Below are 23,520 nucleotides of genomic sequence, written 5' to 3'. Positions count from 1 at the left end.
AGTTAGGAGTCGAGTGTGAACTCGGGCTCTACTTCCTCTTCTTCAATGACGGCTGAGTACCTCAATGCGGCGCGTTCTAATGCGAAAGCGTCTCGAATCTTCTTGTCGATCTCGTTGAAGATTGCGTCGTTTTGTTCAAGGAAGGTTCTAGCGTTGTCTCGGCCTTGGCCCAGTCTCTGCTCGCCGTAGTTGTAAAACGTTCCGCTTCGGTTGATGATGTTTCTAATCACGCCGATGTCCAAAACGTCGCCAGCTCGTGAGATTCCCTTGCCGAAGATCATGTCGAACTCGGCAGTCTTGAAGGGAGGAGCGACTTTGTTTTTCACGACCTTGACCTTGGTTCGAGCACCGATTTGCTCGGTACCGACTTTGATTGCATCGCCCTTTCGAACTTCAAGCCGGACAGACGCCCAGAATTTCAGAGCGCGACCGCCCGGAGTGGTCTCTGGGTTACCGTACATGACGCCAATCTTTTCACGAATCTGGTTGATGAAGATCGCGGCGGTTTTCGACTTGTTGAGCGAGCCACCGAGTTTTCGAAGAGCTTGCGACATCATTCGGGCTTGGAGACCAACGTGGGAATCGCCCATTTCGCCTTCGATTTCAGCACGGGGAACCAGGGCGGCAACGGAGTCAATAACAACGAGCCCGACAGCTCCGGACTTGATGATCGTGTCCGCGATTTCTAGTGCCTCTTCACCACTCGAAGGCTGCGAAATGTAGAGCTTGTCTATATCCACGCCAAGGGTTTGCGCGTACTCCGTGTCGAGAGCGTGCTCGGCGTCGATGTAGAGACAGAGTTCGCCTTTTCGCTGAGCTTCGGCAACAACGTGCAACGCCAGAGTCGTCTTGCCACCCGACTCAGGGCCATAAATTTCCGTAATTCGTCCGGAAGGGATTCCGCCGATGCCGAGAGCCATATCTAGGTTCAACGAACCTGTCGAGATCGCGTCAATCGCATCACGCTGATCCTGCCCCATTTGCATCACGGAGCCTTTGCCGAAGTTTTTTTCAACCTGGCTGAGGGCCATCTGCAGGGCTCTAGCCTTGTCGTCCAACGCCACGTCGGCGATCTTTTCTGTGGTTGCGGATGCTTTTCTCACGATTCCCTTTGACGCGTTACAGCGTTCTGATGGACATTATACATAGACGAGCGTCTAGTAAACCAAGATTTTTTAGATTTTTTGATTCGAACTAGCTCGACTCGTATTCGTACCAGGTTTGAAGCTAAACATTAAGAGTTCTTGTAAAGTTTGGCACTTCAAAGCCTAATCCAACTTATACTGATATATGGCTTGAGAGTACACGATGGTTCTCTATGCCTTGGTTGGCTTACGATGAATATGAAATGTTTTGGAGCTTCGTTGCTCATTCTCGGAACGGCAGGACAATCCCTGGCGATCACTTTTGGTCCTACAGTCACTGTTGATGGCAACAGCTACACAGTCGGTGGCCCAGCAGGTGCGAACGGAATCTCTGTACAGCAGGTTGGCACAACTTTGGCCTTCGCTCTTCCCAACGGAGTAGCGGTCGGTACCAATAAGTCCATGTTGCTCGAGTATTCGGTGTTCGCCGATCCCGGTTTCTACCTTTCCTCAGTTAGCCAAAATGCTGGCAACGGCATCGCCTCAGGTTCCGCAAACGTCGGCATCTCAACTAGCTTCTTTGGAGCGACCAACGAGACAGCCCCAAGCATCAACTACCCAGCTGGCTCAACTTTCCCAACCTTTTCTTACAGCTTCACCAGCGCGCCATCGCAGTGGAGCCCAGTTAAGACCACCATCGATCTGAACGGTACGGGTGGCATCGCTAAAGTCTCGACTTACAACGCGAACTACCACCAGTCTCCAGTTCCAGAACCGGTGTCCATCGTTGTCTTGGCTTCAGGTCTTGGTGCTATGCTGGTAAGACGTAAAGGAGCAAAGTAATGAAGCGAACTCTCGTGTTTCTGGGAATCTCGGTCGCGGCGGCTTCACAGGCGTCGCTATTCAACACTACGGTTTTCACAACGTTCGATAGCGATGGGAACAGTCCTTCGCTTAGTCCAGTATTTGTTACGAATGGAGATAGTTATTCGGCCAATCTGACCGGAGCGACCGTCCAAAGTGGAAAGTGGCTTGACATCACTTGGTGGCACACCTTTGACACGACCCAGACAACAGCCAATTCTCCCGCGAGTGCTCCTTACTCCCAGGTGACTCAGACGATGAGTGGTTTTGTTCGTCAGCTCGTCGGAACTGGTACCGCGACCTTTACGGCGTCACTCACCGAGAACACGCTGAATAGCGGCGGAGGCGGCATGGGAAGTAGCAACCCAGTGTTCAACTTCAGCGAAGTTGTTGGGACACAATGGGTTCCATTCAGCCTCAGCGCAACGACGATGTTCAGCTCCCCGATGACGACTGGGCTGAGCCAAAAGGACAACCTTTTGCTCAACACTAGCCAAGGCGTTGAGGTCCAGATCACTTCGATCACGCAGAATTACACCCCGGTTCCTGAGCCTGCCTCGATGGCGGTGCTCGGACTCGGTGCCGCTGCCTTGATTCGACGTCGCCGCAAGTAAGACTTGCGACTTCAGGTTCGCCTCGGCATCGATGCCGGGGCGTTTTTGCGCTAGGATATTGGTAGTAATGCAACGTCGCCTTCTTTGTCTGCTCTGTTTGCTTGTAGCAGCAGTTGCGATGTGCCAAGAAGAATTGACGATCCGGATGATGTCAGGGCCGTACGGCATTCCTCCGAAGGAATCCACTTCAACTTCAGCGCAGATCAAGCGGAAGACCTTCGAAGAGTTTCACCGAGCTAACCCAGGTATGCGGGTCGTGAATGCCGGAGGGCTGAGCTTCACAGGTGGGAATCTTGACGATTCGATGTTCCTCATGTCGATGGCGGGCGACTCGGCGCCGGATGTTTTTTACGTCAATTTCAGGCAGTACTACACGTTCTTGGAGCAAGGCTTCTGCCGTCCGTTGGACGACCTAATCGCTAAAGATCCGCAGGTAATGGAGCGGTGTAATCCGACGGTCAAAGGCGTTCTAACGAGCTACGATGGCAAGGTTTACGCGGTCCCGTTCTTCCAGGTCGCCGTTGCGCTGTACTACCGAAAGGATCTGTTCAAAGAAGCCGGCCTAGACCCCCAGAGACCGCCAAAGGACTGGAACGAGTTCTATGAGTACGCAAAGAAGCTGAGCAACCCATCGAAAGGTCGCAGCGGCTTCATGATTTCTTCGCCTCCCGGCTACCAGTGGTCGAACTTCATCTACGCCGCGGGCGGCGAAGCGGTCAAGCAGGAAGGAACCCGTTGGAAGTCGGCAATCAACACTCCGGAAGCCGCGAAATCAGTCGAGTTCTTCCGCCGAATGCTTGTTGGGAAAGACGCCCCCGCTGCGATCTCAAAGAACCTCACTGATGACATCCGCACTGGCAAGACCGCGATGTGGCTGAACTACTCGAACGATGTTCTCATCCAGTCCAGCGACCTTTCGCCGAGCGTGGTTGGTATGGCGCAAGTTCCGGCGGGACCGGCGGGATATGCAAACGAAATCAATGCCGGAATGTGGGCGATTTCCTCGCGAGTGACCGACCCGAAGAAGCTCGAGGCCTGCTGGAAGTTCATCAAATTCTTCGCCGGTGATGATGCCGCGAAGATCAACACCGACAAGTGCGTCGAGATGGGGATGGGCAACCTGGTGAACCCGCTCTTTTTGAAGCGATTTGGCTACACGGAGTACCTGGCGCAAGTCGACGAATCGTACGTGCGGGCAAACGAGGAACTATTCAAAACGGGCCATCCGGAGCCGTATGGCAAGAACTGTCAGCAGGTGTATTCCGTGCTGGATAACATGCTCGACCGGGCACGTTTGAACCCAACGGAGCCTACGGAAAAGATTCTGGCGGCGGCGGCGAGCGAAATGGATGAGAAGTTGCTTGGCTACACTCCGCCGGAGGTTTTGGCTCGTCAGCGCGGCTGGGCGCTTGGGATTTTGGTCACGCTCGGAGTGTTTGTGACCGGGCTAGTGGCTTATCTTTTCAAGAAGGCGAAGGACACTCCGGACACCTTTGTGGAGCGGATTCCCGCTGGAACGAACCGGGCAAAGATGCGTCGTTTCATGACGGTTTGTTTGTTCCCCGCGGTCGCTACGATCACGACTTGGCACTACTATCCGCTTCTCCGCGGGCTGGTGATTGCGTTTCAGGATTACGGAATCCAGCGCGGCGCACGATGGGTTGGGCTGGACAACTTTATCGGTGTTTTCACTCAGCCGCTCTTCTACCAGTCGCTGTGGAACTCATTTGTTTATGTGTTCTTGGCGGTGTCGATTGGGTTCCTGATGCCCATCTTCCTGGCTCTGGCGCTCAATGAGATTCCTCGGTTTAAGGTGTTTTTCCGGACGGTTTTCTATCTGCCCGCGATGACCTCATCGATTGTGATCGCGTTCGTTTGGCGTCAGCTTTACGATAAGTCTCCGACCGGGCTACTCAACACATTGTTGAAGCCAGTGATTGAGGGCGTGATCAATCCTGTCTTTGCTCAGATCGGTCACCAGCCGTGGCCGACCGCGTTCGATTGGCTGGGCGATCCCGCGTTGGCGATGTTTGCCGTTGTCCTTCCGGGAATCTGGGCGGGGGCAGGGCCAGGCTCGATTTTGTATTTGGCGGCACTTAAGAACATTCAGCCCGAGGGGTACGAAGCGGCGGATTTGGACGGGGCGAGCTGGGTTCAGAAGATTCGGTTTATCACGTTGCCTGGATTAAAACCGTTGATCTTAATCAACCTATTGGGAGTGTTCATCGCCGGCTTCAAGGCGATGGAGAATATCTTCGTTTTGACCCAAGGCGGACCCCTGAACTCGACTCGGACGATTGGACTTGAGGTTTGGCAGAATGCGTTCATGTATCTCAAGTTCGGCTACGCGACGGCGGCGGCGTGGGTGATGGGCTCGATTTTGGTTGGGTTTACGTTGATCCAGATTCGGACGTTGCTGAAGATGCGCTTCCAGACGGCAAAGGCCTGATTTTGGAGTGCGCGAAGTCATTCGCGCTTTTGCTTTCGATCGGTCGTGAGTCGAAGTCGAAGACCGAAGTTGGTCAGAGTTAGCAAGGACAAAGCGCGGCTGGTACCGCGCACTCCAAAAGCCAGACAGGTACGCTCTCTGAGGCACCGAATGAACACTTACGCCATCTGGGTTGACCTGCGCGATAGTCGCGAAGACCTTGCGTTCTGCGACGCCGTCGACGCCTTCCTGGGGTCGCTTAAGTCTCAAGGGCTGCTTGAAAGCTTCACCCTTGAGCGGCGCAAGTTTGGCTTCTCTCCAGAAGGGCTCGGCGAGTTTCATGTGCGTATTCAGACAAAAACCCTGGATCAGCTCGATCAGGCATTCCACCACGCCGCGACACGAAGCGGTGAGATTGAATCCTTGCATGCGAACGTATTTAGTAGAGTGGTGAACTTCAAGTCGGCGCTTTACAGGTCGTTTCCGGACGAGGTGAGGGTTCGTTGAGGCGAATCGCATTTCTTGCTACTGCGGCGGCTTTAACGCTCCAAGGCTGTATTTCAGCCGATCAGAAAACCCGTCCTTTCCTGGGAATGTGGGTCGGAAAGTTCACCGTCTCCAACGTTGGCACAGGGCCGAACACCTCCGACGACCAACGCCGTCACACCCTGACTGGCTATGTGCGAATTTTGCTCGACAAAAAGGCGTACCAGATGCACCTGGAAGGCGAGCAGCAGCAGGTTGACATCAAAGGCGAATGGGTTTACAAGGGTAATCAGATCATCCTGAGCCCGAAAAAGGTTGAAGTCAAGGACGAATACGACGACGGTCCTAATCCCAACCGGAAATACGTTCCGTCGGACGAGCTGACCAAGGCGTATCAGCAGAAACTGACCTTCAATATCAACAAAGCCGCCAACGAATTCATTGCGCCAGAAATGACAATTGCCTTCCTAACCGGGACACACTCGTTCAAAAAAGAATAAAGTAAAGGCGCATGCAATACCGCTCGCTTGGGCACATGCTGCGCGAGGTGGCGCGGCAATACCCGGATCGACCCGCCCTGATGCTGCCGTCAGGAAAAGCGTTTGAGACCCTGACCTTTTCGCAGGTCTGGGCACAAGTTCAGTCGTTCGCAACTTCTTTGGCCGGAATGGGGCTTGAGAAGGGCGACCGACTCGTCATTCTCAGCGAGAACTGCGGCGAATGGCTCTACGCCCACTATGCGGCGCAGTCGCTCGGATTGGTCACCGTTCCGATCTATCCGACACTTCCTGCCGACCAGGCTGAGTACATCGCTCGGGATTCGGGCGCAAAGGTCGCCCTGTGTGCCTCGGCGGATCACGCCGCGAAACTGGCTCCGATTGAAGGGCTGAGGGTGGAATTACTGCGTGAGCCATTGCCCGCGGGTGCTTTGGATGAAGCGGCTTGGAATGCGGCGATGGATGCAGCCGACCCGACTGAGGTTTGCATCTTTATCTACACCAGCGGCACCACTGGTCAACCGAAAGGGGCGATGTTGACGCACGAGGCGTTTCTGACCGTCAACAAGCATGCGGGCCCTTATCTTGAGTTTGACGAGAAGACCGTTTTGTTCGATTTTCTGCCGCTATCGCACGTTTTCGAGCAGATTGCGACGTGTTTGGTGTGGCACGGCGGTGGGTGCATCGGCATGAACAAGAACCTAGCTTCGATGGCGAACGACTTCCAGGCGATTCAGCCGACGGCGATGGCGGCGGTTCCTCGGTTCCTGGAGGCGTTTATGGATCGAGTTGTCGATAGCGTGAAAAAAGCTCCGCCCTTGCGCCAGAAGCTCTTCCACCTCTTCTTGTCCCAGGGCGTAAAGAAGGCGCAAGGCGGGTTTGCTCCGCTACACGGCCTGCTGGATGGCTTAGTTGGGGCGAAAATTCGGGAGAGGTTGGGCGGCCGATTGCGGACCGTCATCTCGGGCGGAGCTGCCCTGCCAAAGCACGTGGCGGAGTTCTATTTGGCGGTCGGAGTGGACATTCTACAGGGCTACGGCCTGACCGAAACCACTGGCGGATCGTGCGTGAATCACCGCACACGCAACAAGTATTGGACGGTTGGTGAGCCGCTTGGGGTGGAGCTAAAACTTGCCGAAGATGGGGAGATCCTTTTCCGGGGGCCGACGGTGATGAAGGGGTACTACAACCTTCCTGAGGCTACTGCCGAAGCTTTAGACGCCGATGGTTGGTTCAAAACCGGCGATATCGGAGAGATGGAGGGTGCGGCTTTGAAGATCACTGATCGCAAGAAAGACATTCTGGTTCTGGGGAACGGGAAGAACATCGCTCCGCTCCCGATAGAGAACCGGATTCGCGAGTCGCGCTTTGTGTCGGAAGTTGTGGTTTTGGGCGATGGAATGGATCATTGTATCGCCTTGTTGCTCCCGAACAAGGAGGCTGTTCGGGCCGAGCTTGGGCTGGCCGAGGGCGATTTGATGGCTTCGAACGATGCCGTTCGGGCGCTGTTCAAGAAGGAGTTGGATAAGGTCAACAAGCGGATCGCCCACTTTGAGATGGTCAAGAAGTTCGCGGTTCTGGACGACGTGTTTACCATCGATAACGGATTCTTGACTCCAAAGCTGAGCATTAAGCGAAAGGTTGTGAAGGAGAAGTACGCGGAGATTATCGCTAGTTTGGGGTGATGTCAGTGTCTAGTCGGTCGCGTGGATTCTTGCTAACCAGGAACGAAACTCTCTACTGGTTGGCATTAACCGTACTCAGTTTCTTCACCTACCGTTGGAACTTTGGCGATGTCTTTTTCGCTTTGTCCTTTGGGTCCTTAGTCAGCAATGCATTGGATTTGTGGCATCGAAGGGCGGACCAGCCAGATAACGTGCCAAAAACTCGATCTCTCCATTGGTACGCGATGACGACTTCTTTCGCTGATCTTCGTGATCGTTACATTCCGGAGCAGTTAAGTCTCCCACCAAGTCGGGAACGATCCATGGAGCTGTTTCTGAGCCGATTGACGTTGCACCTTTTCGGGCCCATTGGATTCGTGATTTATGGCCCCCTCATGTTAGCCGAGTTTTGTTTGAGCACTTTGTCGGGATCGGCACAGGAAGTCAGAAGTTGAACTCAAACAGCACCGGTCGGTGGTCGCTCGCGTTCGAGTTGATGACTTCGGCGAACATCGGCTTCAGTCCGCGCACAAAGGCAAAATCAATCCGCTGGTAGGGCAATTTCGGCAGCAGCGTCATCCCGCATCCTGAGCCGTCGGCGGCGAAGGAGTCGGTCATTTCGGAGCGGAACCGGGAAGGAATCTCCGTATAGGGCGGGCCATTGAAGTCGCCGGCGACGATCACCGGTTCGCTCGACTGCCGAACTCTTGCAAGTACCATCTCGGCCTGCGCGCGGCGGTCGTTCACCACTTTACTCAGAACCGACTTCCAGTTCGAGAGATCTGGCGGCCAGCCGGCGATCCAGCTGGGTTCGAAGTGAACAGAAATGACTCTTACGTCTCCCTTCGGAGTCGAGATCACGACCTCCGGAAACTTCTTGTTCGGCCACTTAGTGGGAACGTCGATCACGTTCTCCAAGCGAACGGGGAACCGACTCAGAATTGCGTTGTGCGATTCCTGCACCCAGAAATTGTAACCCAACTTCTCGGCAAGAACTTTGGCCGAAGCTTCAATCTCCTTGGGATCGGTAGCCGCCTCTTGGAGGCAAATGATGTCCGCATTAGAGTCTCTCAGGACCTTCCGAACTCCCTCAATATCGATCCAGCCGTGGGCGATGTTATAGGAGATAAGGCGCAAGTCGTGAGACGCGAGTCGGGGCTTCGGAAGGCGGAGAATTGGGTCGGCGAAGACGAGCCAGTTGGCCAACAAGATAACAAAAGCGAACGGAAGAAACTTACGTTTCCATAAACCGATGAGGACGAGTAAGATGCCCAGGGGCACAAAGAAGAGGATGCCGTTATGCACCATCTCGTACGTGAACCAATTCATCTCGGACCGAGGTCCGAAGCCGAAGCGGATGATCGCGATGACCAGCAAGTAAACGGCGAGCAGAATCTGGTTTCGCCGTTTCTTCACTCTTTGATCTAACCATCCTCAGTAGTCTGTGGTTCCCCGCGTCACCCAGGGTGCCTACATCAAAGAGTAGGCGTCGACGTCAATCGTCAAAGTCACACCCTTCTCTTCCAGCCCATCCAGCGCTGCACCGATCTCAGCTAGATGACACTCATGCTTGATCAAGAGGTGTCTTCGCCACTTGCCGTTGAGCCGCTCAAGCGGACAATCGGCAGGGCCGAGGATGGACAGCCCTTCGACTTTTTGTAGATGAGCCAAGGCTCGAGCACAGAGAGAAAGGACGGCGGGGCGGGATTCGCCAGAGAAGACGATGTTGACGAGGCGGCAGAAGGGCGGGTAGTCTGCTTGGATCCGCTCCGTCTTGCAGGCTTGGTAGAAGGCCAGGAAGTCGTGATTCTGCGCGCTCAGGATAGCCTGAGCTTCTGGGTTGAAGGTTTGGATGACGACCTCGCCGGCTTTGGTTCCTCGACCGGCTCGACCTGCTACCTGGCTGAGAAGCTGGAAGGTGCGCTCGGAGGACCGGAAGTCAGGGAGGTTGAGCGAGACATCGGCGGCAATCACTCCCACTAGGGTGACATCAGGGAAGTCCAGACCCTTCGCGACCAGCTGGGTGCCGACAAGGACGTTGGTCTCCCCGGCGCGGAAGTTCGCGATGACTTCTTCGAGTGCCCCCTTCTTTTGGGCGATATCTCGGTCGAGACGGGCGACGCGGGCATCGGGGAAATGTTCACGGACAGACTCTTCGACCTTTTCGGTTCCAACGCCGAACGGCTTGATCTTGAGCCCTGCACACTTTGGACAATCTAGTGGAGCGGATTCCTGGTATCCGCAGTGGTGGCACTTGATCTTGTTGATCCCACGGTGGTAGCTGAGCGAAACGGCGCACTCGGGGCAAGTCCATTGGTGCCCACAGTCGCGGCACATCAGGAACGGGGCATAGGCTCGGCGGTTGAGGAAGAGAATCGCCTGGTTTCCGGCATCAATTGTTTGGTGAAGTTTCTCCGTAAGGAGCTCGCCAAACATGCTGGGCACCCCGCGTTTGTACACCTGCGTGAGGTCGTCGATATAGACCTTGGGAAGCTGGGCCGATGCGGCCCGGACGGGAAGCGTTAAAAGCGTTAACTTTGATTCATCCGCGGCATTTTCGTTTGACTCAGCTTCGAAGAAGCTTTCCAACGAAGGAGTTGCTGAACCCAGGACGAGGGGACAGCTATGCTGCTGCGATAGAAACCGAGCGACGTCGCGGGCGTGGTAGCGGGGTGATTGTTCTTGCTTGTAACCACCCTCGTGCTCCTCGTCGATGATGATGAGACCGACGTTGTTGAGTGGGGCGAACAGGGCGGAGCGTGGCCCGAGGACGATGCTCGCTTCGCCGCTGCGGATGCGTTGCCAGTTGGCAAGACGCTCGACGGGCGTGAGCTCGGAGTGCATGATGGCGACCCTGGCTCCGAAGCGGTCTCTCAGTTGGGCGATGGCTTGGGCGGCGAGGGCGATTTCGGGGACGAGGTAGAGGACCTGACGACCGTCACTGAGGGCCTTGGCGGCGGCGCGGAGGAAGACTTCGGTTTTTCCGCTTCCCGTGACTCCATAAAGGAGGAAGGGCTGAGGGCGGTGCTCGTGAACCGCACTCGTGATCGCCTCAATCGCGAGGTGTTGGTGGGGGTTCGGGGTCGGTGGAGTTTTTGCGGGGGCGGGATGATCTTCGTCGACTTCCTGGAGGAGTTTTGCGGTGATGAGAGCCTTGATCGTCGTCTCGGTGACGCCCGCCATGGCCCTGATTTCTGCGCTGGAAAGTGCGGTGCCGTCGGTCTGTTGCATCTGCATCAGTACGATGGCCTGGGCGGGTTTCTTCCTGCCTTCGTTGTGGAGGAAGCTCTCGACCTTTGCCTGATCGGGGACCAGGCGGAAGGTTCCCTCTTGCTTCTTGCGGTTCGCCGGGGGTTTTAGGCGGAGGGTTTGTTGCACCAGGCCGAGCTTTTGGAGGTTTTTTAGGGCTTTAGTGGTGCCGGTTTCGGTGGGCTTGACTTCGAGTTCACCGCCTTGGTCTTCCAGAGTTCTCAAGACTTCCCTATCGAGCGGTTTCAGTTCGATAGGGGTCGGTTCCTGAGTTCGCAGCCAGACGGGTAGGAGTCGATCCTTGACTCCCGGTGGGGTGGCTACCGTGAGGGCAGCAGGGACGGGGCAGAGGTATTCCGTTGCGACGTGGTGGACGGTTTTGAGGATTGGTGCGGGGATTCGGAGGCCGTCCACGATTCCGCTGACGGGGCGGAGGTGTTTGGGATCAAAGCCGAGGTCTTCTTCGGCGGTTTTTCGGACTCCGATGGCGTAACCCATGAGCTGGCGATTGCCGAGCGGGACAAGAACAGCATCGCCGGGTTGGAGCCCGGGGATGGGGAGGTAGGAGTAGATCGCGTCGGAGCCACCGGCTCGAGGATCGAGCGCGACATCAACGACCTGGATTTGCGCGCTCATAGGATAGAGTTTGGCGTATTGTGTTGGATAATGAGAGTATGGAGCTTCGCCTCGCAGTTGAAAAGAATCCGCAAGTGATGTCCGGAGAACTGTGCTTTCGGGGAACTCGGGTTCCGGTTCAGCTCCTGTTCAACTACCTTGATGATGACAATCTCGACGGCTTCCGATCGGGCTTTCCAAGTGTTTCTGAGGAGATGATCAAAGCTGTTTTAGGTGCCTCAGCTCCAGCGATCTCCAAATAAGTTGCGGCGCCAGGAACTTTTATTCGGATTCGGGGATAGTGACGGCAGCTCCTTCAGAGGAACTGAATCACTTGTCCCACTGAATCCTTTAGGTAGTAAATGATCTTCACTTGGTCGATCTGACCGATGGTTTGGAGGATAGCCCAAAAGAGCTCGGTTCCGGATTTGCCTTGCAGGCGCTCGGAGATTTCTTCGATGTCGTCGATATCACGATGGTATTCAATCAGCGAGACTACGTCCTCCGGGGACATTGAATCGGTTACCACAACGACATCATCTTCGATCTTCTCCCAATCGGAGGCGAGGATGCCGCTCTCTTCGAGGTAGCGATTGATCAAAGTTTGCTGTTGATCCTCTTCTTCGTTATGGATTCCCTGTTGGCGGAGGAATTCTTGGGTTTGAGGGTCAATCGTGAGCCCAGTTAGCTCCGAAAGTTGATCAAGGTGGTCGGTAGTGATTGTACCGCTGGTGTACTGCCACTCCATCACCCGTCGAAAGCTCTCTTCGAATTCGTGCTTGAAGTCTGCGGTGGTGAATCGTTTTGGGTTCGCGAGAGCAGCTTCGCAGAACTGCTTGTAAAGGTTCTCGGGTGATTCTTTCGGTGCTCGAATGCTGGTTTTCCAGGGCGGATCGGCGGCAGCAACCGGGGTGACGACGTTTGTAGCGGTGAGGGTGAACTCATCCGCGGCGAATTGGACGTAATCGAGCCAACACTGACCGTTACCGAACTCGCAGATTGCGGCCATAGATTCTCCGTTGGCGTGGACAAAACCCCGCGCCAGTGAGCCCTGCTGCATCGCGAGTCGGAAGTCTCCGGCGTGCATGAAGCCCTGGTTCTTGACTATGGCGGTCCAGGTTTCGACCTGCTTGGCGTTGAACCAGTTGGGTGAGTCTTCGGGTAGGAGTTCGATGGAGACGGGCACGGCTAGACCGCCCATGTGGGTCGCCATATTCGTGATCTGACCTTTCAGCTTTCTTAGTTTGAAGAACAAGTAGAGCGCACCCACCCCTAATAGGATGAAAAACGAGACCACGATTGCGCCGATGAGCTGGAGAACGAACGCCACAGAATTATCGTATCACGCTTCTCTGAGTTCGGGCTCGTCAGGATCTCTCAAGATTCTGGGATAATCGTAGCTTCGGATGAAAACCTCGCCCGCGAAACTGCGGACGCTGCCCCTCGCGATGGCGATGTTCTGCTTGGTGAGCGGGGGTCCTTATGGGCTGGAGCCGGTGATTGGCTCGATGGGGCCGACGCTGGGGCTGATCCTGATCCTTTTGATCCCAGTGGTCTGGGCCTGGCCGGTGGCTTTGATGACGGCCGAGCTCGGTACGGCGATCCCTGAGGAAGGCGGTTACTACGTTTGGGTGAGGCGGGCGTTGGGGCCGTTTGCAGGGTTCCAGTGTGCGTGGCTATCGTTTCTGTACAGCATCGTGGACGCGGCTTTGTATCCGCTCCTGTTCGCCAGCTACTTATCTCAATCGATGATCTCGATTTTTGGGCTGCATGGCCTGGACGCCAAGTGGCTCACCTCCATGATCGCGGTTCTGCACATCTTGGTCATCACCTACATCAACATTCGTGGGGTGCGCGAGGTTGGCATGGCGGCGACGCTCTTTACGTTTTTGATCGTCTTGCCGTTTGGGCTGATGTGCTTGCGAAGCGGCTTTCATCCGTTGGTTTTGCAACCCATCAAGGCGGATTCAGGAACGCTCTCGGTAGGTCTGGCGACGGTGATGTGGAACTACCTGGGTTGGGACAACCTGAGCACCGTCTCAGGGGATATTCATCAGCCGCAGCGATCCATTCCTAGGGCCCTTTGGCTGGCGATTCCATTTGTGACGATGGTCTACTTTGTGCCGACGATTCTGGCGTTGCCTTCATCCCCGAACGCCGAACAGTGGACCGACGGGAGTTGGCCGGCGATCGCCGCCCGGGCAGCCGGGCCTTGGGTGGGAACCTTAGTTCTGTTGGGGGGCTTGAGCAGCGCAAGCGCTATGTTTGTGTCCCAGATGCTCGCTTCTTCTCGCATTCCCGCGGTTTTGGCTCGGGATGGGTACCTGACCTCTTGGCTAGGGCATACGAGCGTGCGGATGGGGACCCCGGTGCGGTCCATCGTTCTCTGCGCGGGGCTATATACGTGTTTGGCGTGGTTCAGCTTTAGCGAGCTGATCACAGTCAATGCGATTCTGTATGGACTCTCGGTGATGCTGGAGTTCGTGGCGCTGTACGTTTTGCGTCGTCGTGAGCCGGAGCTTGCGAGACCTTTTCGAATTCCCGGCGGAGCATGGGTTTGCGCCTTACTGGCGGTTGGTCCGGCGGTTTTGATTGGTTTGCTTGCATGGAACAACTTCGCCGAAGAAGGATGGAAGAAGCAAGTTCCGACCGCGATGGCGATCGCGAGCGGAGTGTTTGTTTACAAACTTCGACGCAAGCCCGCTCTGCCATAATTGAGCGACATGTACACCTACACGATCCTCTTTCTAGGTGACGTCGTAGGTAAGCCCGGCCGTGACGCGGTGCGGGAGCACCTTCCGGCCTTGAAGGCGAAGTACTTGCCTCGTTTCATCATCATCAACGGCGAGAACAGTGCGGGTGGGTTGGGGATTACGGACAAGATCGCCGAGGAGTTCTTCTCGCTGGGGGCGGACGCGATCACGCTTGGGAATCACACCTTTAACAAGCGAGAGATTGCGCCGTATCTGGACTCTGGAAAGCCGATTATCCGGCCCCAGAACATGGCGGTTGGCATTCCAGGTCGGGGCATGATCCAGATTCAAAAGGAGGGGACCCAGCTGGCAGTGATCAACCTCAGCGGGCGTGTACAGATGGATCCGGCGTACAACGATCCGTTTTATGCGTTTGAAGAGTTGACCAAAGATTTGCAGACTCCCCACATTTTTCTGGACTTTCACGCCGAGGTGACGAGCGAGAAAATTGCGATGGGTTACCACTGCGAGGGCCGGGCGACTGCAGTCGTTGGAACCCATACCCACGTTCAAACCGCCGATGAAACGATTCTGGCCGGAGGGACCGCTTACATCACAGATGTAGGAATGTGTGGCCCAAGGAATTCCGTTTTGGGCATGGATCGTGATATTATTCTTCGTCGCTTTCGCACCGGACTGCCAGAAAAATTCGAGGTTGCTAACGAACCTGGTGTAATCTCTGGGGTAGCGATAAACGTCAGAACTGATACGGGTCGCGCCACGAGCATCGAGCGCATCCAAATTAGAGACTAAGAATATCTGGAGAACTATTGTGATTACACTTCTCGCCGCATCCATGATGGCCGCCGTACAAGGCGACGGAACATCGATTCTGTACCGACCGGGCGTTCCGCTCTCGGAGCAAAGCATCTCGGTCAAGTCGTGGGGCGGAGGAATCTGCACCGAGACCGACGATACTGCCTACGAGGGGAGCAAGTCGATTCGTGTCACGACCAAAAATTTCTACCAGGGCGGGACGCTGCTGTTCGGAAAGAAGATTGACTTGTCGGCGAGCTTCTCGGATAAGTACAATCTGCTGCGCCTCACCTACAAATCGCTCGACTCAGCTACAGGTAGCGGGCCGATGGGTGGACCGTCCGGCGGCGGCAAGGGCGGCGGTAAAGGAGGAGGCGTCGGCGATGGTGAGGAAGCTCCCATGGGACAGGGCGATGACGGCGACTACGGCCAAGGTTCAGACGCTCCATTCGGTGGTCAGCAGACAGGAGGGTTTGGTATCCCTGGAGGCCAGGGCGGTCGCGGTGGTCAGGGTGGTCAGGGCGGCCGTGGAGGGCCTCCTGGCGGGCTCGGGGGACCGGGTGGATTTGGCGGACCTGGCGGTGCTGCTACCGCGGCATCGACCCTCAAGTCTATTCGGATCATCGTCACAACAACTGACGGCAAGCGAAGCGAGGCCATTCTTCCGGCTGCCACAAGCAGTTCGAACGACCGGGGTTGGAAGCAGGCCAGCGTTCCTTTGCAGGCCATTCGCGGCCTTCAAGACACCAATAAAGTTGTGCAGAGCATCAGCTTTGCTGGCGATGTTTCAACTGCGTTCTACATCGGCGACGTCCGTGTCCTAAACGATAAAACCCCGATCAGAGGTGAGCCAACGTTCCGAACTTTGCAGACTGAGCGCAATGCAACAAACATCTACTCCGCAAACGGATTCGGCGGCAGTAGCGTTCTCAAATACACTTGGGACTTTGACGACGCCGACGGTATCCAAGTTGATGCAGAAGGTCAAAGCGTCCGGTACAAGTACCGTATTGCGAGCGACGATCAGACCAACCCCTCTTCAGTTCGGAAAGATGGAGTCTTTATCGTAACGTTGACGATCAGTGATGCTTACGGACTTAAGGAGCCGTACTCTACTCAGATCAAAGTCAAGGTTCGATAATTTAAGTTCCATGAGCCTTCTTGCGGACTGCAAGGAGGCTTTTGTCCCAAGTTCTAACTAAAAAACGCGAAACTGTATCACATTTTGTGGCTTTTTCGAGTAAACATATCATCAAGTCATTCGTTGCGAGTTTGGAATGAATATTCCGAGAGAGAACTTGGACGAGGTGAGAATATGAGAATTGCAATTTGTTCTAAAGAAAGGCTCCTTCTGGACGCCCTTGCTGGCATGCTCGAGCGGAAAGGCACTTATAGTGTCGTCGCCCGAGAATCAACCGCCCGAGCCCTTATTAGTAGCTCCAAAGCTGCTCAGGCCCAAGTGATGCTTCTCGAAGCATCTGGACTCGGGTCCGAAGACGCACAGTTCCTTCAAGGTGCTAAAGCATTCGGAGAGTTCGTCGTTGTCGTCATCGGCGACAAGCTCCCGGCTGGTTTCGACAAGAGTATTGTTGACGTGATGGTAGCCCGTGATGCCGGCGGTGATGCACTTCTCGATGCACTTGCTGGCGTGCAAGAAAAGCTTCCAGCTCGAATGATGGTTCGAGAAGGTAAGCGACCTTACCGACGCGGCAATCGGCTCACCCACCGCGAATACGAAGTCGCAGAATTCGTCTCTAAGGGTTATTCCAACCGTCGCATCAGCGAAGTTTCTGGCCTGCGAGAGCAGAGCGTCAAAAACCTCGTTTCGGTCATCATGCGAAAGCTTCAGTGCGAGAACCGCACCCAGGTCGCCCTCAAGCTCCTGAACGCTGAAGTCGAGCAGCCAGTCGACTAAACTGAGTTCGTGAAAGAAAGGATCCTCACTGCGCTGGTGCTTTTTGCCATCGTGGTGGGGGTTCTTTTTTTAGACCCGACGGGGGTAGGGAGATACCTGCTCGTTGGACTAGCCGTGTTAAGCATTGCTTACGAGCTAGCACAACTGCTTCAAACATCTCCCGTACTGCTCGCAGTAGTGAGTTGTATTTGGTACCTCGTCGGAGCTCGAAACCTCCACGATCCACCCTTTCTCTTCGCAGTTTTGTTCTTATGCACTGGGACGATCGGTTGCACATTGACTCCCTGTCGCAAGCTTGATTCAGGACGGTTGTTCTCTTCTGGCTGGTTTCTCGCGGGAGCCAGCATCGGGCTACTAGGGTTGATAGGCGTTCCATCTGCATTCCCAGCAATCCTCACTGCTGCAATACCCATTTGGGCCGGAGATACCGCTGCCATCTTTGCCGGTAAAGCCTTCGGCAAGCACAAACTCGCCCCCTCCATCTCGCCCAACAAAACCTGGGAAGGCTCCATTGCCAACCTCCTCGCCGCCGTCGGAGCCGCGGCTGCCCTTGGCTACTTCCTCAAGTACCCAATAGACAAGATGCTCCTGCTCGGAGTCTCGTGCGGGGTCATTGGCCAACTTGGCGACCTCTTCGAAAGCTATCTGAAACGCCAGGCCGGAGTCAAAGACAGCGGAAACCTGCTCCCCGGCCACGGCGGAGTCTTCGACCGACTTGACTCACTTCTGATGACCGCCCCCTTCAGCTACTGGATCTTATCGAGCTTCTTGAAGTAACGATCTACCATTGCGCGATACCGGAGATAGGAGTCCGGATCAAACTCCTTCAAATCCTCAAGCAGACGAGATGCCACCAGGGTCTCCAGTCCGGGACCCCTTAGCGACCACTGATAGTAGAGCTTCACCCCGTTCGTATACGGTCCGTTGATCTTGCTACCAGCCAAGAGATCACGGAGCCGCTCCATCAAAGGAAGATGAACCGCGTGCATCCGCAGGATGATATGCCCCTGCTTTCCATCACCACCAAAACTTCCCTGGCCGCAAAAGAAGCCCAGCAGAAACCCTCGATCAAAATCGTTCATGTTACATAGAACATTTTAACGTGAAACACTTGAGTTTTGGTATCCTATAACCCTCACTCCAAGACATGGAAGCGAGGTTATTACATGGACATATCGAACTTTCCCCCGCGCTATGACGCCGCTCCGATTGAAGGCAAATGGTACGCCGCATGGGATGCGGCCGGACTTTTTAAGCCATCCGCTGATGCGAAAGGTGGCAACTACTGCGTCACCATTCCTCCACCCAATATTACCGGGTCGCTCCACCTGGGCCACGCCCTCTGCTACCCGCTTCAAGATCTCTTCGGTCGCTATCAGCGACTCCTTGGTAAGAGTGTTCTGATCCTGCCAGGGCAAGACCATGCCGGAATTGCCACCCAGAGCGTCGTCGAAAAGCAGCTCCGAAAGGAAGGATCGAGCGGAGCTCAGATCGGTCGAGAGAAGTTCACAGAGCGCGTTTGGGAATGGCGAAAGGAATCTGGCGATACGATCCTCAACCAGTTCCGTGCCCTCGGCTGCGCCTTCGATTGGTCGCGCTCCAAATTCACGCTCGATGAGAAGTACGCTGATGCAGTCCTCAAAGTCTTCATCGATTGGTACAACAAGGGATTCGTCTACCGAGGCAAGAGAGTGGTCAACTGGGATCCAAAGCTCAAGACGAGTGTTTCGGACATCGAGACTTTCCGCGAGACCCGTAAAGGCAACCTCTATCACATCCGCTACGAGTTCACAGATGGCAGTGGCGAAGTTGTGATTGCTACCACCAGACCGGAGACCCTTCTCGGCGACATCGCCGTCGCCGTTCACCCCTCAGACAAGCGATACGAAGGCAAGATCGGGAAGACCCTCCGAGTGCCTCTCGTCAACCGAGAGATTCCGCTCGTCGCTGACCTGTATCCGGACCCAGAGTTCGGAACCGGAGCAGTCAAGATCACCCCTGCTCACGATCCCAATGACTTCGAAGTCGGTGCCCGGCACTCTTTGCAGATGCCCGTAATTCTCAATCTCTCCGCGGAGATCAACGCCGATTGGTCGCGAGAGAGCGAAGCTGCAGAGATCGTTGAGAAGATCGCTAAATACGAAGGTCTCGATCGCTACGAAGCAAGAAAGCTCATCATTGCCGATCTAGAAGAAGCTGGCCTTCTCGTCGAAATCGAACCTCACGACATCCCCATTATCGTTTCAGATCGCTCCGGCGAAGTTATTGAGCCACTCTTAAGCGAGCAATGGTTCGCGAGGCAAACCGAGCTTGCGAAGCCCGTCATTGAGGCAGTCGAACAAGACGAAGTCAAGTTCCACCCCGAACGGTTCAAAGACATCTTCCTCGCATGGATGGATTCGATCAGGGATTGGAACATCAGTCGCCAACTCTGGTGGGGACACCGCGTCCCGGCGTTCTACACTGAAGAAGGAGAGTGCTTCGTCGCTCTCACCTGGGAAGAAGCGCAAGCCCAGGCCGGTGACAAGAAGATTGTCAAGCAAGATGACGATGTTCTCGACACTTGGTTCAGCTCTGGGATGTGGCCCTTCGTCACGCTCGGCTGGCCCGAACAGACCGAGGATCTGAAGCAGTTCTATCCGACGAGCGCGCTTGTTACCGACCGCAACATCATCAACCTCTGGGTCGCCCGAATGATGATGATGGGCTACGACCTTGTCGGCGCCAAGCCGTTCTCGGACGTCATGATCTACGCGACGGTACTTCGTGAGGATGGGCGGCGAATGTCCAAGTCGCTTGGAACGGGAATCGACCCGATGACCGTTATCGACACCCTGGGTGCCGACGCACTCCGATGGACCCTCTTGAGCCAGACCGGAGAGAATCAGGACCTTCGTTACAGCGACAAGAAGACTGAGGATGCCCGAAACTTCTGCAACAAGATCTGGAATGCGACTCGGTTCGTGTTGATGAACATCGAGTCAGTTCCGGCACAGCCTACTGAGTTCCAAACCGTCGACCGATGGCTGCTTACAAGGCTGAGCAAGACGATTGATGAAGTACAAGCGGGCTACGAGAAATACGACATCCAGGCGGCTTGCCAGGCGATGTATCGCTTCTTCTGGAGCGAGGTCTGCGACTGGTATCTGGAAATTTCGAAGTCTCGACTCCAAAACCCGGAAACAGCCCAGACTCCTCAGTGGGTGCTGCTGACCGTCTTTGAGGCATTCCTAAAGCTGCTGCACCCGGTGATGCCCTTCATCACCGAAGAACTGTATAGCCACCTCCCGCTCGAATCCAAGACAAACTTCCTGATGTCAGCCTCTTGGCCGACCATTGATTCCTCTTTGGTTGACGAATCAGCTGAAGCAGCTATCGAAGGTGTCTTCGCGGCGACCCGGGCGCTCCGGGCACTCCGAGCTGAACTCGACCTAAAGCCGCTTGAGAAGGTTCCCGAGGTGTTCTACGAGGGCGACCTGGGAGAGTCGGCTGGCATCGTGGCATCACAGGCTTGGGTTCTTAAGCTCACCGAGGGCAAACCAGTGGAGCGACATGTCTCAACGACAGCGGGCGGGGTTGACTTCCACATTGTGGTCGATGGGCTGATTGATCTCGAAAAGGTCACGGCCGCCACGGAACGAGATCTGCTTAAATCTGAGAAAGAAGCTGGAGGACTAAGTGGACGACTCGGCAATCCGCAGTTCGTAGAAAAAGCGAATCCGGAAATCATTGAGCGAGATCGCGCCGCACTGGTCGATCTGCAATCAAGAATCGAGAAGCTCAAATCAAGGCTCGAGCTTCTTCGAAGCTGAAGATTTTGGGGCTGACCGCCACGGTCGGCCCCAAAGCACCATCAGAAGCAAGCAGTAGTACCCGACCAGAAGCATCGGCGAAAACCCCCGTGGAGCTAGCACGATCGAAGGAAACTGCGCCGTAAGCGCCGTAATCCATTGCATCCACCAAAGCAACGGACGGCAGAACAGCACAACGAGCTCACCAACAAACGGAATCACGGATACGAATCCGAGCACGACAACCACCGAGGAAGCCAGCTCGACCAAGATGTTGGTGACTGGTCCGATGAGGACAATTCGTCCGAACCACCAAGCTCCAAGTGGCTCAGCTGCAAAGCTAGCAACGCAGGACACTTCCAGACCCCTCCACCATTCGGCGAACTCGCGCCGTCGATCAAACCAGATCGTCAGCGCAGCCGTTACAACATAAGAAAGTTGGAACGAGGGCGAAAACACATCTTGCGGAGCCACAGCTAGCCATAACACGCCGGCAAGGCTAATCGCTGACAATCCATCCGGCGATCGCTTTACAAGGTAGGCACACGACGTAACCAGCCACATTAGCGAGGACCGAACCGTGGGGGGATGAAAACCCGTAAGCAAGCAGTATCCGAGGAGTAAACATGCGATGAGAGCGATCTGCCAATGCCGCTTCACTCCAACCGAAACTAATAGGAAATGAGCAAACAGTGCCAGAACCCAAACGTGCAAGCCACTAGCGCTGACCAAGTGGTAAGTCCCACTTTGCACCAAAGCGGCTTTGTCCCCCTTCTCCAACTCCGAGGCAAAGTTGAAGGTGAGTGCATTCACCCACGGTCCGTCGCGCTCTCCATAAAGCAGATTGATCCGATCAATTGCCCAGACTCGAAAGGACCCGATGAAGGACAATGGAGAACTGACTGAACGCTTATAAGAAATAGCGCGCAACACTCCGCTCTTCGCCTCGGTGACCGTTCCGGAAACAGTCCAGAGTTCCCCCGCCGCTACTGCAACCTGCCCGGGCAACTTCAACACCCCGCCCCGAAAAGGGACCTGCGTCTGTCCCTGGCGGTACTCAGCAAACCCGGTCAAGCGGACAGAGCCATCGAACGGTCCCGGAGAAACGGACACTTGGGACTGCCAGAGCAAGAACACTCCAGAGGCCACCAAGCCAAATGAGAGCCAAGCCAGCCATCGAAATCGATACAGAGTAGCAATCACTACTCCTAGTGCAAAGATCCAAGGGGCAAATGGCAGATTCAGTCCGATCAGAACTCCGATCAGCAGGCAAACGAAGGGCCTAGCCGTGATCTGCCGAATCATCTTGCCACTTCTTCATCCGTCTCTCGGCGATCTCACGAATCGAGAGTCCACTAAGCGAATCGTCAACAGCTTCCTCAACTACTGCGAACTCGAACGAACGCCGCAACGGCCGAACCCCGAATCGCAGATCGACAAACAGAGCCTCATCGCCTGCCATTTCCCGCAACCGAGCCAGAAGCGTCTCCTTCTGCATCCGAAGCTCCTGCGCCCATGCAGAACCCGTCACCGCAACAAACACCTTTCCGTGGTCGTACCTATCCGGCCAAGACCTCTCCGCCATTGCCGCGCCAACCACGGTTTCCCATCGGCGCAAGATCCCCAGAGCCCGAGCTGCGCGGAGCGCTTCCGGCTGCAACACCGCATCACTCAGAATTCGGTCAAACTTCCTCATCCGCGCCTCACCGTTCCATTTTGCACCGTCAGAACCTCTGCGACGTCCAAAATCTCCGCTCCGGCAGCCGAAGCCTCTGTACAGGTCAGAACCGCCTGCGAGGCCCTTGAGGCGACCACACCGCACAAACGCGAGCGACGAACGGGATCAAGATCGGAGAGCATGTCATCCAAAAGCAATAACGGGGCAACGCCCAGCAAATCCTTCCAAGCCTCCATCGTCGCGAGTTTGAGCGAAATAACTGCCGTTCGCTGCTGACCCTGCGAACCAAACAATCGCGCCTCTGTTGCATCTATCAAAACCTCCATATCATCCCGGTGTGGCCCCACCTGGGTCGAACCCCGAGCGATATCTAAATGTCGAGAAGCCCCCAATGAAGCTCCAGAATCTCGATTGAAGTATCGCAACGACAAAACCTCCTCTCGAGACGCCATCTCTTGATGAACCAAAGCAGATAGCGACGACAAAGACGCAACATACGATTCCCGAAATCGCCGAATCTCCGCTCCGTGAGCCTCCAGCTGTTCTTCCCAACCTTCAAAAGCCAGAGGATCAACCGAACGTTCTTGGGCCATTTTCAGCAAGGCATTCCGCTGTTCCAACGCCCGCTTGTAGGCAGCAAAGTGCCGCAGGTAAGCCGGATACAAAGCCGAAAGCTCCATATCCAAGAACAGTCTTCGATCAGAAGGATCCCCCTGAACAATCGCGAGATCAAACATCGAGATACAAACCGTCGGGATTCGCCCCATCACGTCGGCAGCCCGGGGCAGCGATGCCCCATTCAGAAAGAACTTCTTCCTCGCTCCGACCTCTAGCGCGCCCGCAACTGTCGTTCCCCCCTCTAGGGTCGCCTCGGCGGTACAACCCGCGGCTCCGTGCCGCACAGCCTCGCCATCGCGCTGCCCTCGAAGCAGCCGAGCGGTCGAGAGCCAGTACAGAGCTTCCAGGAAAGAAGTCTTCCCCTGAGCATTCTCCCCCGCCAGAATCGTGAAGCCTCGCCCCAGAGATTGATCCAAGGACTCAAAGTTCCGGAAGTTCGAGAGACGAAGATGCGTAACCAATCCACATCCCTCTCTTAAAAAAGAATCCTTTTAGAGAAAGAGTTAT

21 protein-coding genes are annotated in these 23,520 nt (G+C 55.3%); 13 read left to right on the top strand and 8 right to left on the bottom strand.

Annotated features, from left to right (window positions below):
* Nucleotides 1-2: 2 nt before the first annotated feature.
* Nucleotides 3-1,058: a recombinase RecA gene (recA, locus tag WCK51_03765; GenBank protein ID MEI7575986.1), complete on the bottom strand. Its 1,056-nt coding sequence runs from the start codon at nucleotides 1,056-1,058 to the stop codon at nucleotides 3-5.
* A 285-nt stretch (nucleotides 1,059-1,343) separates the two neighbouring features.
* On the opposite strand from recA, the gene WCK51_03760 reads away from it, so the two are divergent.
* The 6 genes from WCK51_03760 (at nucleotide 1,344) to WCK51_03735 (ending at nucleotide 7,659) form a co-directional block, all read left to right on the top strand.
* Nucleotides 1,344-1,928, top strand: coding sequence for a PEP-CTERM sorting domain-containing protein (locus tag WCK51_03760; GenBank protein ID MEI7575985.1), 585 nt, complete (start codon nucleotides 1,344-1,346; stop codon nucleotides 1,926-1,928).
* Nucleotides 1,928-2,563: a PEP-CTERM sorting domain-containing protein gene (locus WCK51_03755; GenBank protein ID MEI7575984.1), complete on the top strand. Its 636-nt coding sequence runs from the start codon at nucleotides 1,928-1,930 to the stop codon at nucleotides 2,561-2,563. The genes WCK51_03760 and WCK51_03755 overlap by 1 nt, the downstream gene beginning before the upstream one ends.
* Nucleotides 2,564-2,630: 67 nt before the next feature.
* Nucleotides 2,631-5,012, top strand: a complete 2,382-nt coding sequence (locus WCK51_03750) for an extracellular solute-binding protein (GenBank protein ID MEI7575983.1) — start codon at nucleotides 2,631-2,633, stop codon at nucleotides 5,010-5,012.
* 150 nt (nucleotides 5,013-5,162) lie between these two features.
* A complete protein-coding gene (locus WCK51_03745) occupies nucleotides 5,163-5,498 on the top strand; it encodes a DUF6614 family protein (GenBank protein MEI7575982.1) in 336 nt (111 codons plus the stop codon).
* The gene (locus WCK51_03740) at nucleotides 5,495-5,977 is read left to right on the top strand and encodes a hypothetical protein (GenBank protein ID MEI7575981.1); all 483 of its coding nucleotides are present in this window, start codon (nucleotides 5,495-5,497) and stop codon (nucleotides 5,975-5,977) included. Before WCK51_03745 ends, WCK51_03740 begins: the two co-directional genes overlap by 4 nt.
* Before the next feature lie 11 nt (nucleotides 5,978-5,988).
* Nucleotides 5,989-7,659 (top strand): long-chain fatty acid--CoA ligase, encoded by a 1,671-nt coding sequence (locus tag WCK51_03735; protein ID MEI7575980.1) that lies wholly within the window; start codon nucleotides 5,989-5,991, stop codon nucleotides 7,657-7,659.
* A gap of 423 nt (nucleotides 7,660-8,082) precedes the next feature.
* On the opposite strand, the gene WCK51_03730 is transcribed toward WCK51_03735, so the two are convergent.
* A complete protein-coding gene (locus tag WCK51_03730) occupies nucleotides 8,083-9,054 on the bottom strand; it encodes an endonuclease/exonuclease/phosphatase family protein (GenBank protein MEI7575979.1) in 972 nt (323 codons plus the stop codon).
* A 54-nt stretch (nucleotides 9,055-9,108) separates the two neighbouring features.
* Entirely contained in the window at nucleotides 9,109-11,523 is a 2,415-nt protein-coding gene (gene priA, locus WCK51_03725) for a primosomal protein N' (GenBank protein ID MEI7575978.1), read from the bottom strand.
* A gap of 38 nt (nucleotides 11,524-11,561) precedes the next feature.
* Between priA and WCK51_03720 the strand changes: the two genes are divergently transcribed.
* On the top strand, nucleotides 11,562-11,765 hold the full coding sequence (locus WCK51_03720) for a DUF433 domain-containing protein (GenBank protein MEI7575977.1): 204 nt from the start codon (nucleotides 11,562-11,564) through the stop codon (nucleotides 11,763-11,765).
* Nucleotides 11,766-11,818: 53 nt separating this feature from the next.
* On the opposite strand, the gene WCK51_03715 is transcribed toward WCK51_03720, so the two are convergent.
* Nucleotides 11,819-12,832 carry a hypothetical protein gene (locus WCK51_03715; GenBank protein ID MEI7575976.1) on the bottom strand — a complete coding sequence of 338 codons (1,014 nt, stop codon included), beginning with the start codon at nucleotides 12,830-12,832 and terminating at the stop codon, nucleotides 11,819-11,821.
* A 76-nt stretch (nucleotides 12,833-12,908) separates the two neighbouring features.
* Between WCK51_03715 and WCK51_03710 the strand changes: the two genes are divergently transcribed.
* The 5 genes from WCK51_03710 (at nucleotide 12,909) to WCK51_03690 (ending at nucleotide 17,703) form a co-directional block, all read left to right on the top strand.
* Complete coding sequence (locus tag WCK51_03710) at nucleotides 12,909-14,216, top strand: APC family permease (GenBank protein ID MEI7575975.1); 1,308 nt, start codon at nucleotides 12,909-12,911, stop codon at nucleotides 14,214-14,216.
* Nucleotides 14,217-14,225: 9 nt separating this feature from the next.
* Nucleotides 14,226-15,008 carry a TIGR00282 family metallophosphoesterase gene (locus tag WCK51_03705; GenBank protein MEI7575974.1) on the top strand — a complete coding sequence of 261 codons (783 nt, stop codon included), beginning with the start codon at nucleotides 14,226-14,228 and terminating at the stop codon, nucleotides 15,006-15,008.
* A 19-nt stretch (nucleotides 15,009-15,027) separates the two neighbouring features.
* A complete protein-coding gene (locus WCK51_03700) occupies nucleotides 15,028-16,152 on the top strand; it encodes a hypothetical protein (protein MEI7575973.1) in 1,125 nt (374 codons plus the stop codon).
* 174 nt (nucleotides 16,153-16,326) lie between these two features.
* Nucleotides 16,327-16,926, top strand: a complete 600-nt coding sequence (locus WCK51_03695) for a LuxR C-terminal-related transcriptional regulator (protein ID MEI7575972.1) — start codon at nucleotides 16,327-16,329, stop codon at nucleotides 16,924-16,926.
* Between the two features lie 9 nt (nucleotides 16,927-16,935).
* A complete protein-coding gene (locus tag WCK51_03690) occupies nucleotides 16,936-17,703 on the top strand; it encodes a phosphatidate cytidylyltransferase (GenBank protein ID MEI7575971.1) in 768 nt (255 codons plus the stop codon).
* Here WCK51_03690 and WCK51_03685 read toward each other — a convergent pair.
* Nucleotides 17,673-18,008: a hypothetical protein gene (locus WCK51_03685; protein MEI7575970.1), complete on the bottom strand. Its 336-nt coding sequence runs from the start codon at nucleotides 18,006-18,008 to the stop codon at nucleotides 17,673-17,675. The two genes, WCK51_03690 and WCK51_03685, sit on opposite strands and share 31 nt — an antisense overlap.
* Before the next feature lie 84 nt (nucleotides 18,009-18,092).
* Between WCK51_03685 and WCK51_03680 the strand changes: the two genes are divergently transcribed.
* A complete protein-coding gene (locus tag WCK51_03680; GenBank protein ID MEI7575969.1) occupies nucleotides 18,093-20,738 on the top strand; it encodes a valine--tRNA ligase in 2,646 nt (881 codons plus the stop codon).
* Here WCK51_03680 and WCK51_03675 read toward each other — a convergent pair.
* The 3 genes from WCK51_03675 to recF are packed head-to-tail and all read right to left on the bottom strand — an operon-like array spanning nucleotide 20,712 to nucleotide 23,474.
* Complete coding sequence (locus tag WCK51_03675) at nucleotides 20,712-22,022, bottom strand: ComEC/Rec2 family competence protein (GenBank protein ID MEI7575968.1); 1,311 nt, start codon at nucleotides 22,020-22,022, stop codon at nucleotides 20,712-20,714. The genes WCK51_03680 and WCK51_03675 overlap by 27 nt on opposite strands.
* Nucleotides 22,000-22,413: a DUF721 domain-containing protein gene (locus WCK51_03670; GenBank protein ID MEI7575967.1), complete on the bottom strand. Its 414-nt coding sequence runs from the start codon at nucleotides 22,411-22,413 to the stop codon at nucleotides 22,000-22,002. Before WCK51_03670 ends, WCK51_03675 begins: the two co-directional genes overlap by 23 nt.
* Nucleotides 22,410-23,474, bottom strand: coding sequence for a DNA replication and repair protein RecF (gene recF / locus WCK51_03665; GenBank protein ID MEI7575966.1), 1,065 nt, complete (start codon nucleotides 23,472-23,474; stop codon nucleotides 22,410-22,412). Before recF ends, WCK51_03670 begins: the two co-directional genes overlap by 4 nt.
* Nucleotides 23,475-23,520: the final 46 nt, after the last annotated feature.

The organism is Armatimonadota bacterium (assembly GCA_037138755.1).
Classification (GTDB): domain Bacteria; phylum Armatimonadota; class Fimbriimonadia; order Fimbriimonadales; family Fimbriimonadaceae; genus Fimbriimonas.
The sequence above is the reverse complement of the archived record's forward strand: the minus strand, read 5'-3'. Positions and strand labels throughout refer to the sequence as shown.

What these genes read in the sequence shown, in the direction of transcription:
- priA (MEI7575978.1), bottom strand. Translation starts at nt 11,523, where the DNA reads ATGAGCGCGCAAATCCAGGTCGTTGATGTCGCGCTCGATCCTCGAGCC.
- WCK51_03760 (MEI7575985.1), top strand. Translation starts at nt 1,344, where the DNA reads ATGAAATGTTTTGGAGCTTCGTTGCTCATTCTCGGAACGGCAGGACAA.
- WCK51_03685 (MEI7575970.1), bottom strand. Translation starts at nt 18,008, where the DNA reads ATGAACGATTTTGATCGAGGGTTTCTGCTGGGCTTCTTTTGCGGCCAG.
- WCK51_03745 (MEI7575982.1), top strand. Translation starts at nt 5,163, where the DNA reads ATGAACACTTACGCCATCTGGGTTGACCTGCGCGATAGTCGCGAAGAC.
- WCK51_03670 (MEI7575967.1), bottom strand. Translation starts at nt 22,413, where the DNA reads ATGAGGAAGTTTGACCGAATTCTGAGTGATGCGGTGTTGCAGCCGGAA.
- WCK51_03675 (MEI7575968.1), bottom strand. Translation starts at nt 22,022, where the DNA reads ATGATTCGGCAGATCACGGCTAGGCCCTTCGTTTGCCTGCTGATCGGA.
- WCK51_03735 (MEI7575980.1), top strand. Translation starts at nt 5,989, where the DNA reads ATGCAATACCGCTCGCTTGGGCACATGCTGCGCGAGGTGGCGCGGCAA.
- WCK51_03680 (MEI7575969.1), top strand. Translation starts at nt 18,093, where the DNA reads ATGGACATATCGAACTTTCCCCCGCGCTATGACGCCGCTCCGATTGAA.
- WCK51_03755 (MEI7575984.1), top strand. Translation starts at nt 1,928, where the DNA reads ATGAAGCGAACTCTCGTGTTTCTGGGAATCTCGGTCGCGGCGGCTTCA.
- WCK51_03695 (MEI7575972.1), top strand. Translation starts at nt 16,327, where the DNA reads ATGAGAATTGCAATTTGTTCTAAAGAAAGGCTCCTTCTGGACGCCCTT.
- WCK51_03720 (MEI7575977.1), top strand. Translation starts at nt 11,562, where the DNA reads ATGGAGCTTCGCCTCGCAGTTGAAAAGAATCCGCAAGTGATGTCCGGA.
- WCK51_03710 (MEI7575975.1), top strand. Translation starts at nt 12,909, where the DNA reads ATGAAAACCTCGCCCGCGAAACTGCGGACGCTGCCCCTCGCGATGGCG.
- WCK51_03750 (MEI7575983.1), top strand. Translation starts at nt 2,631, where the DNA reads ATGCAACGTCGCCTTCTTTGTCTGCTCTGTTTGCTTGTAGCAGCAGTT.
- WCK51_03705 (MEI7575974.1), top strand. Translation starts at nt 14,226, where the DNA reads ATGTACACCTACACGATCCTCTTTCTAGGTGACGTCGTAGGTAAGCCC.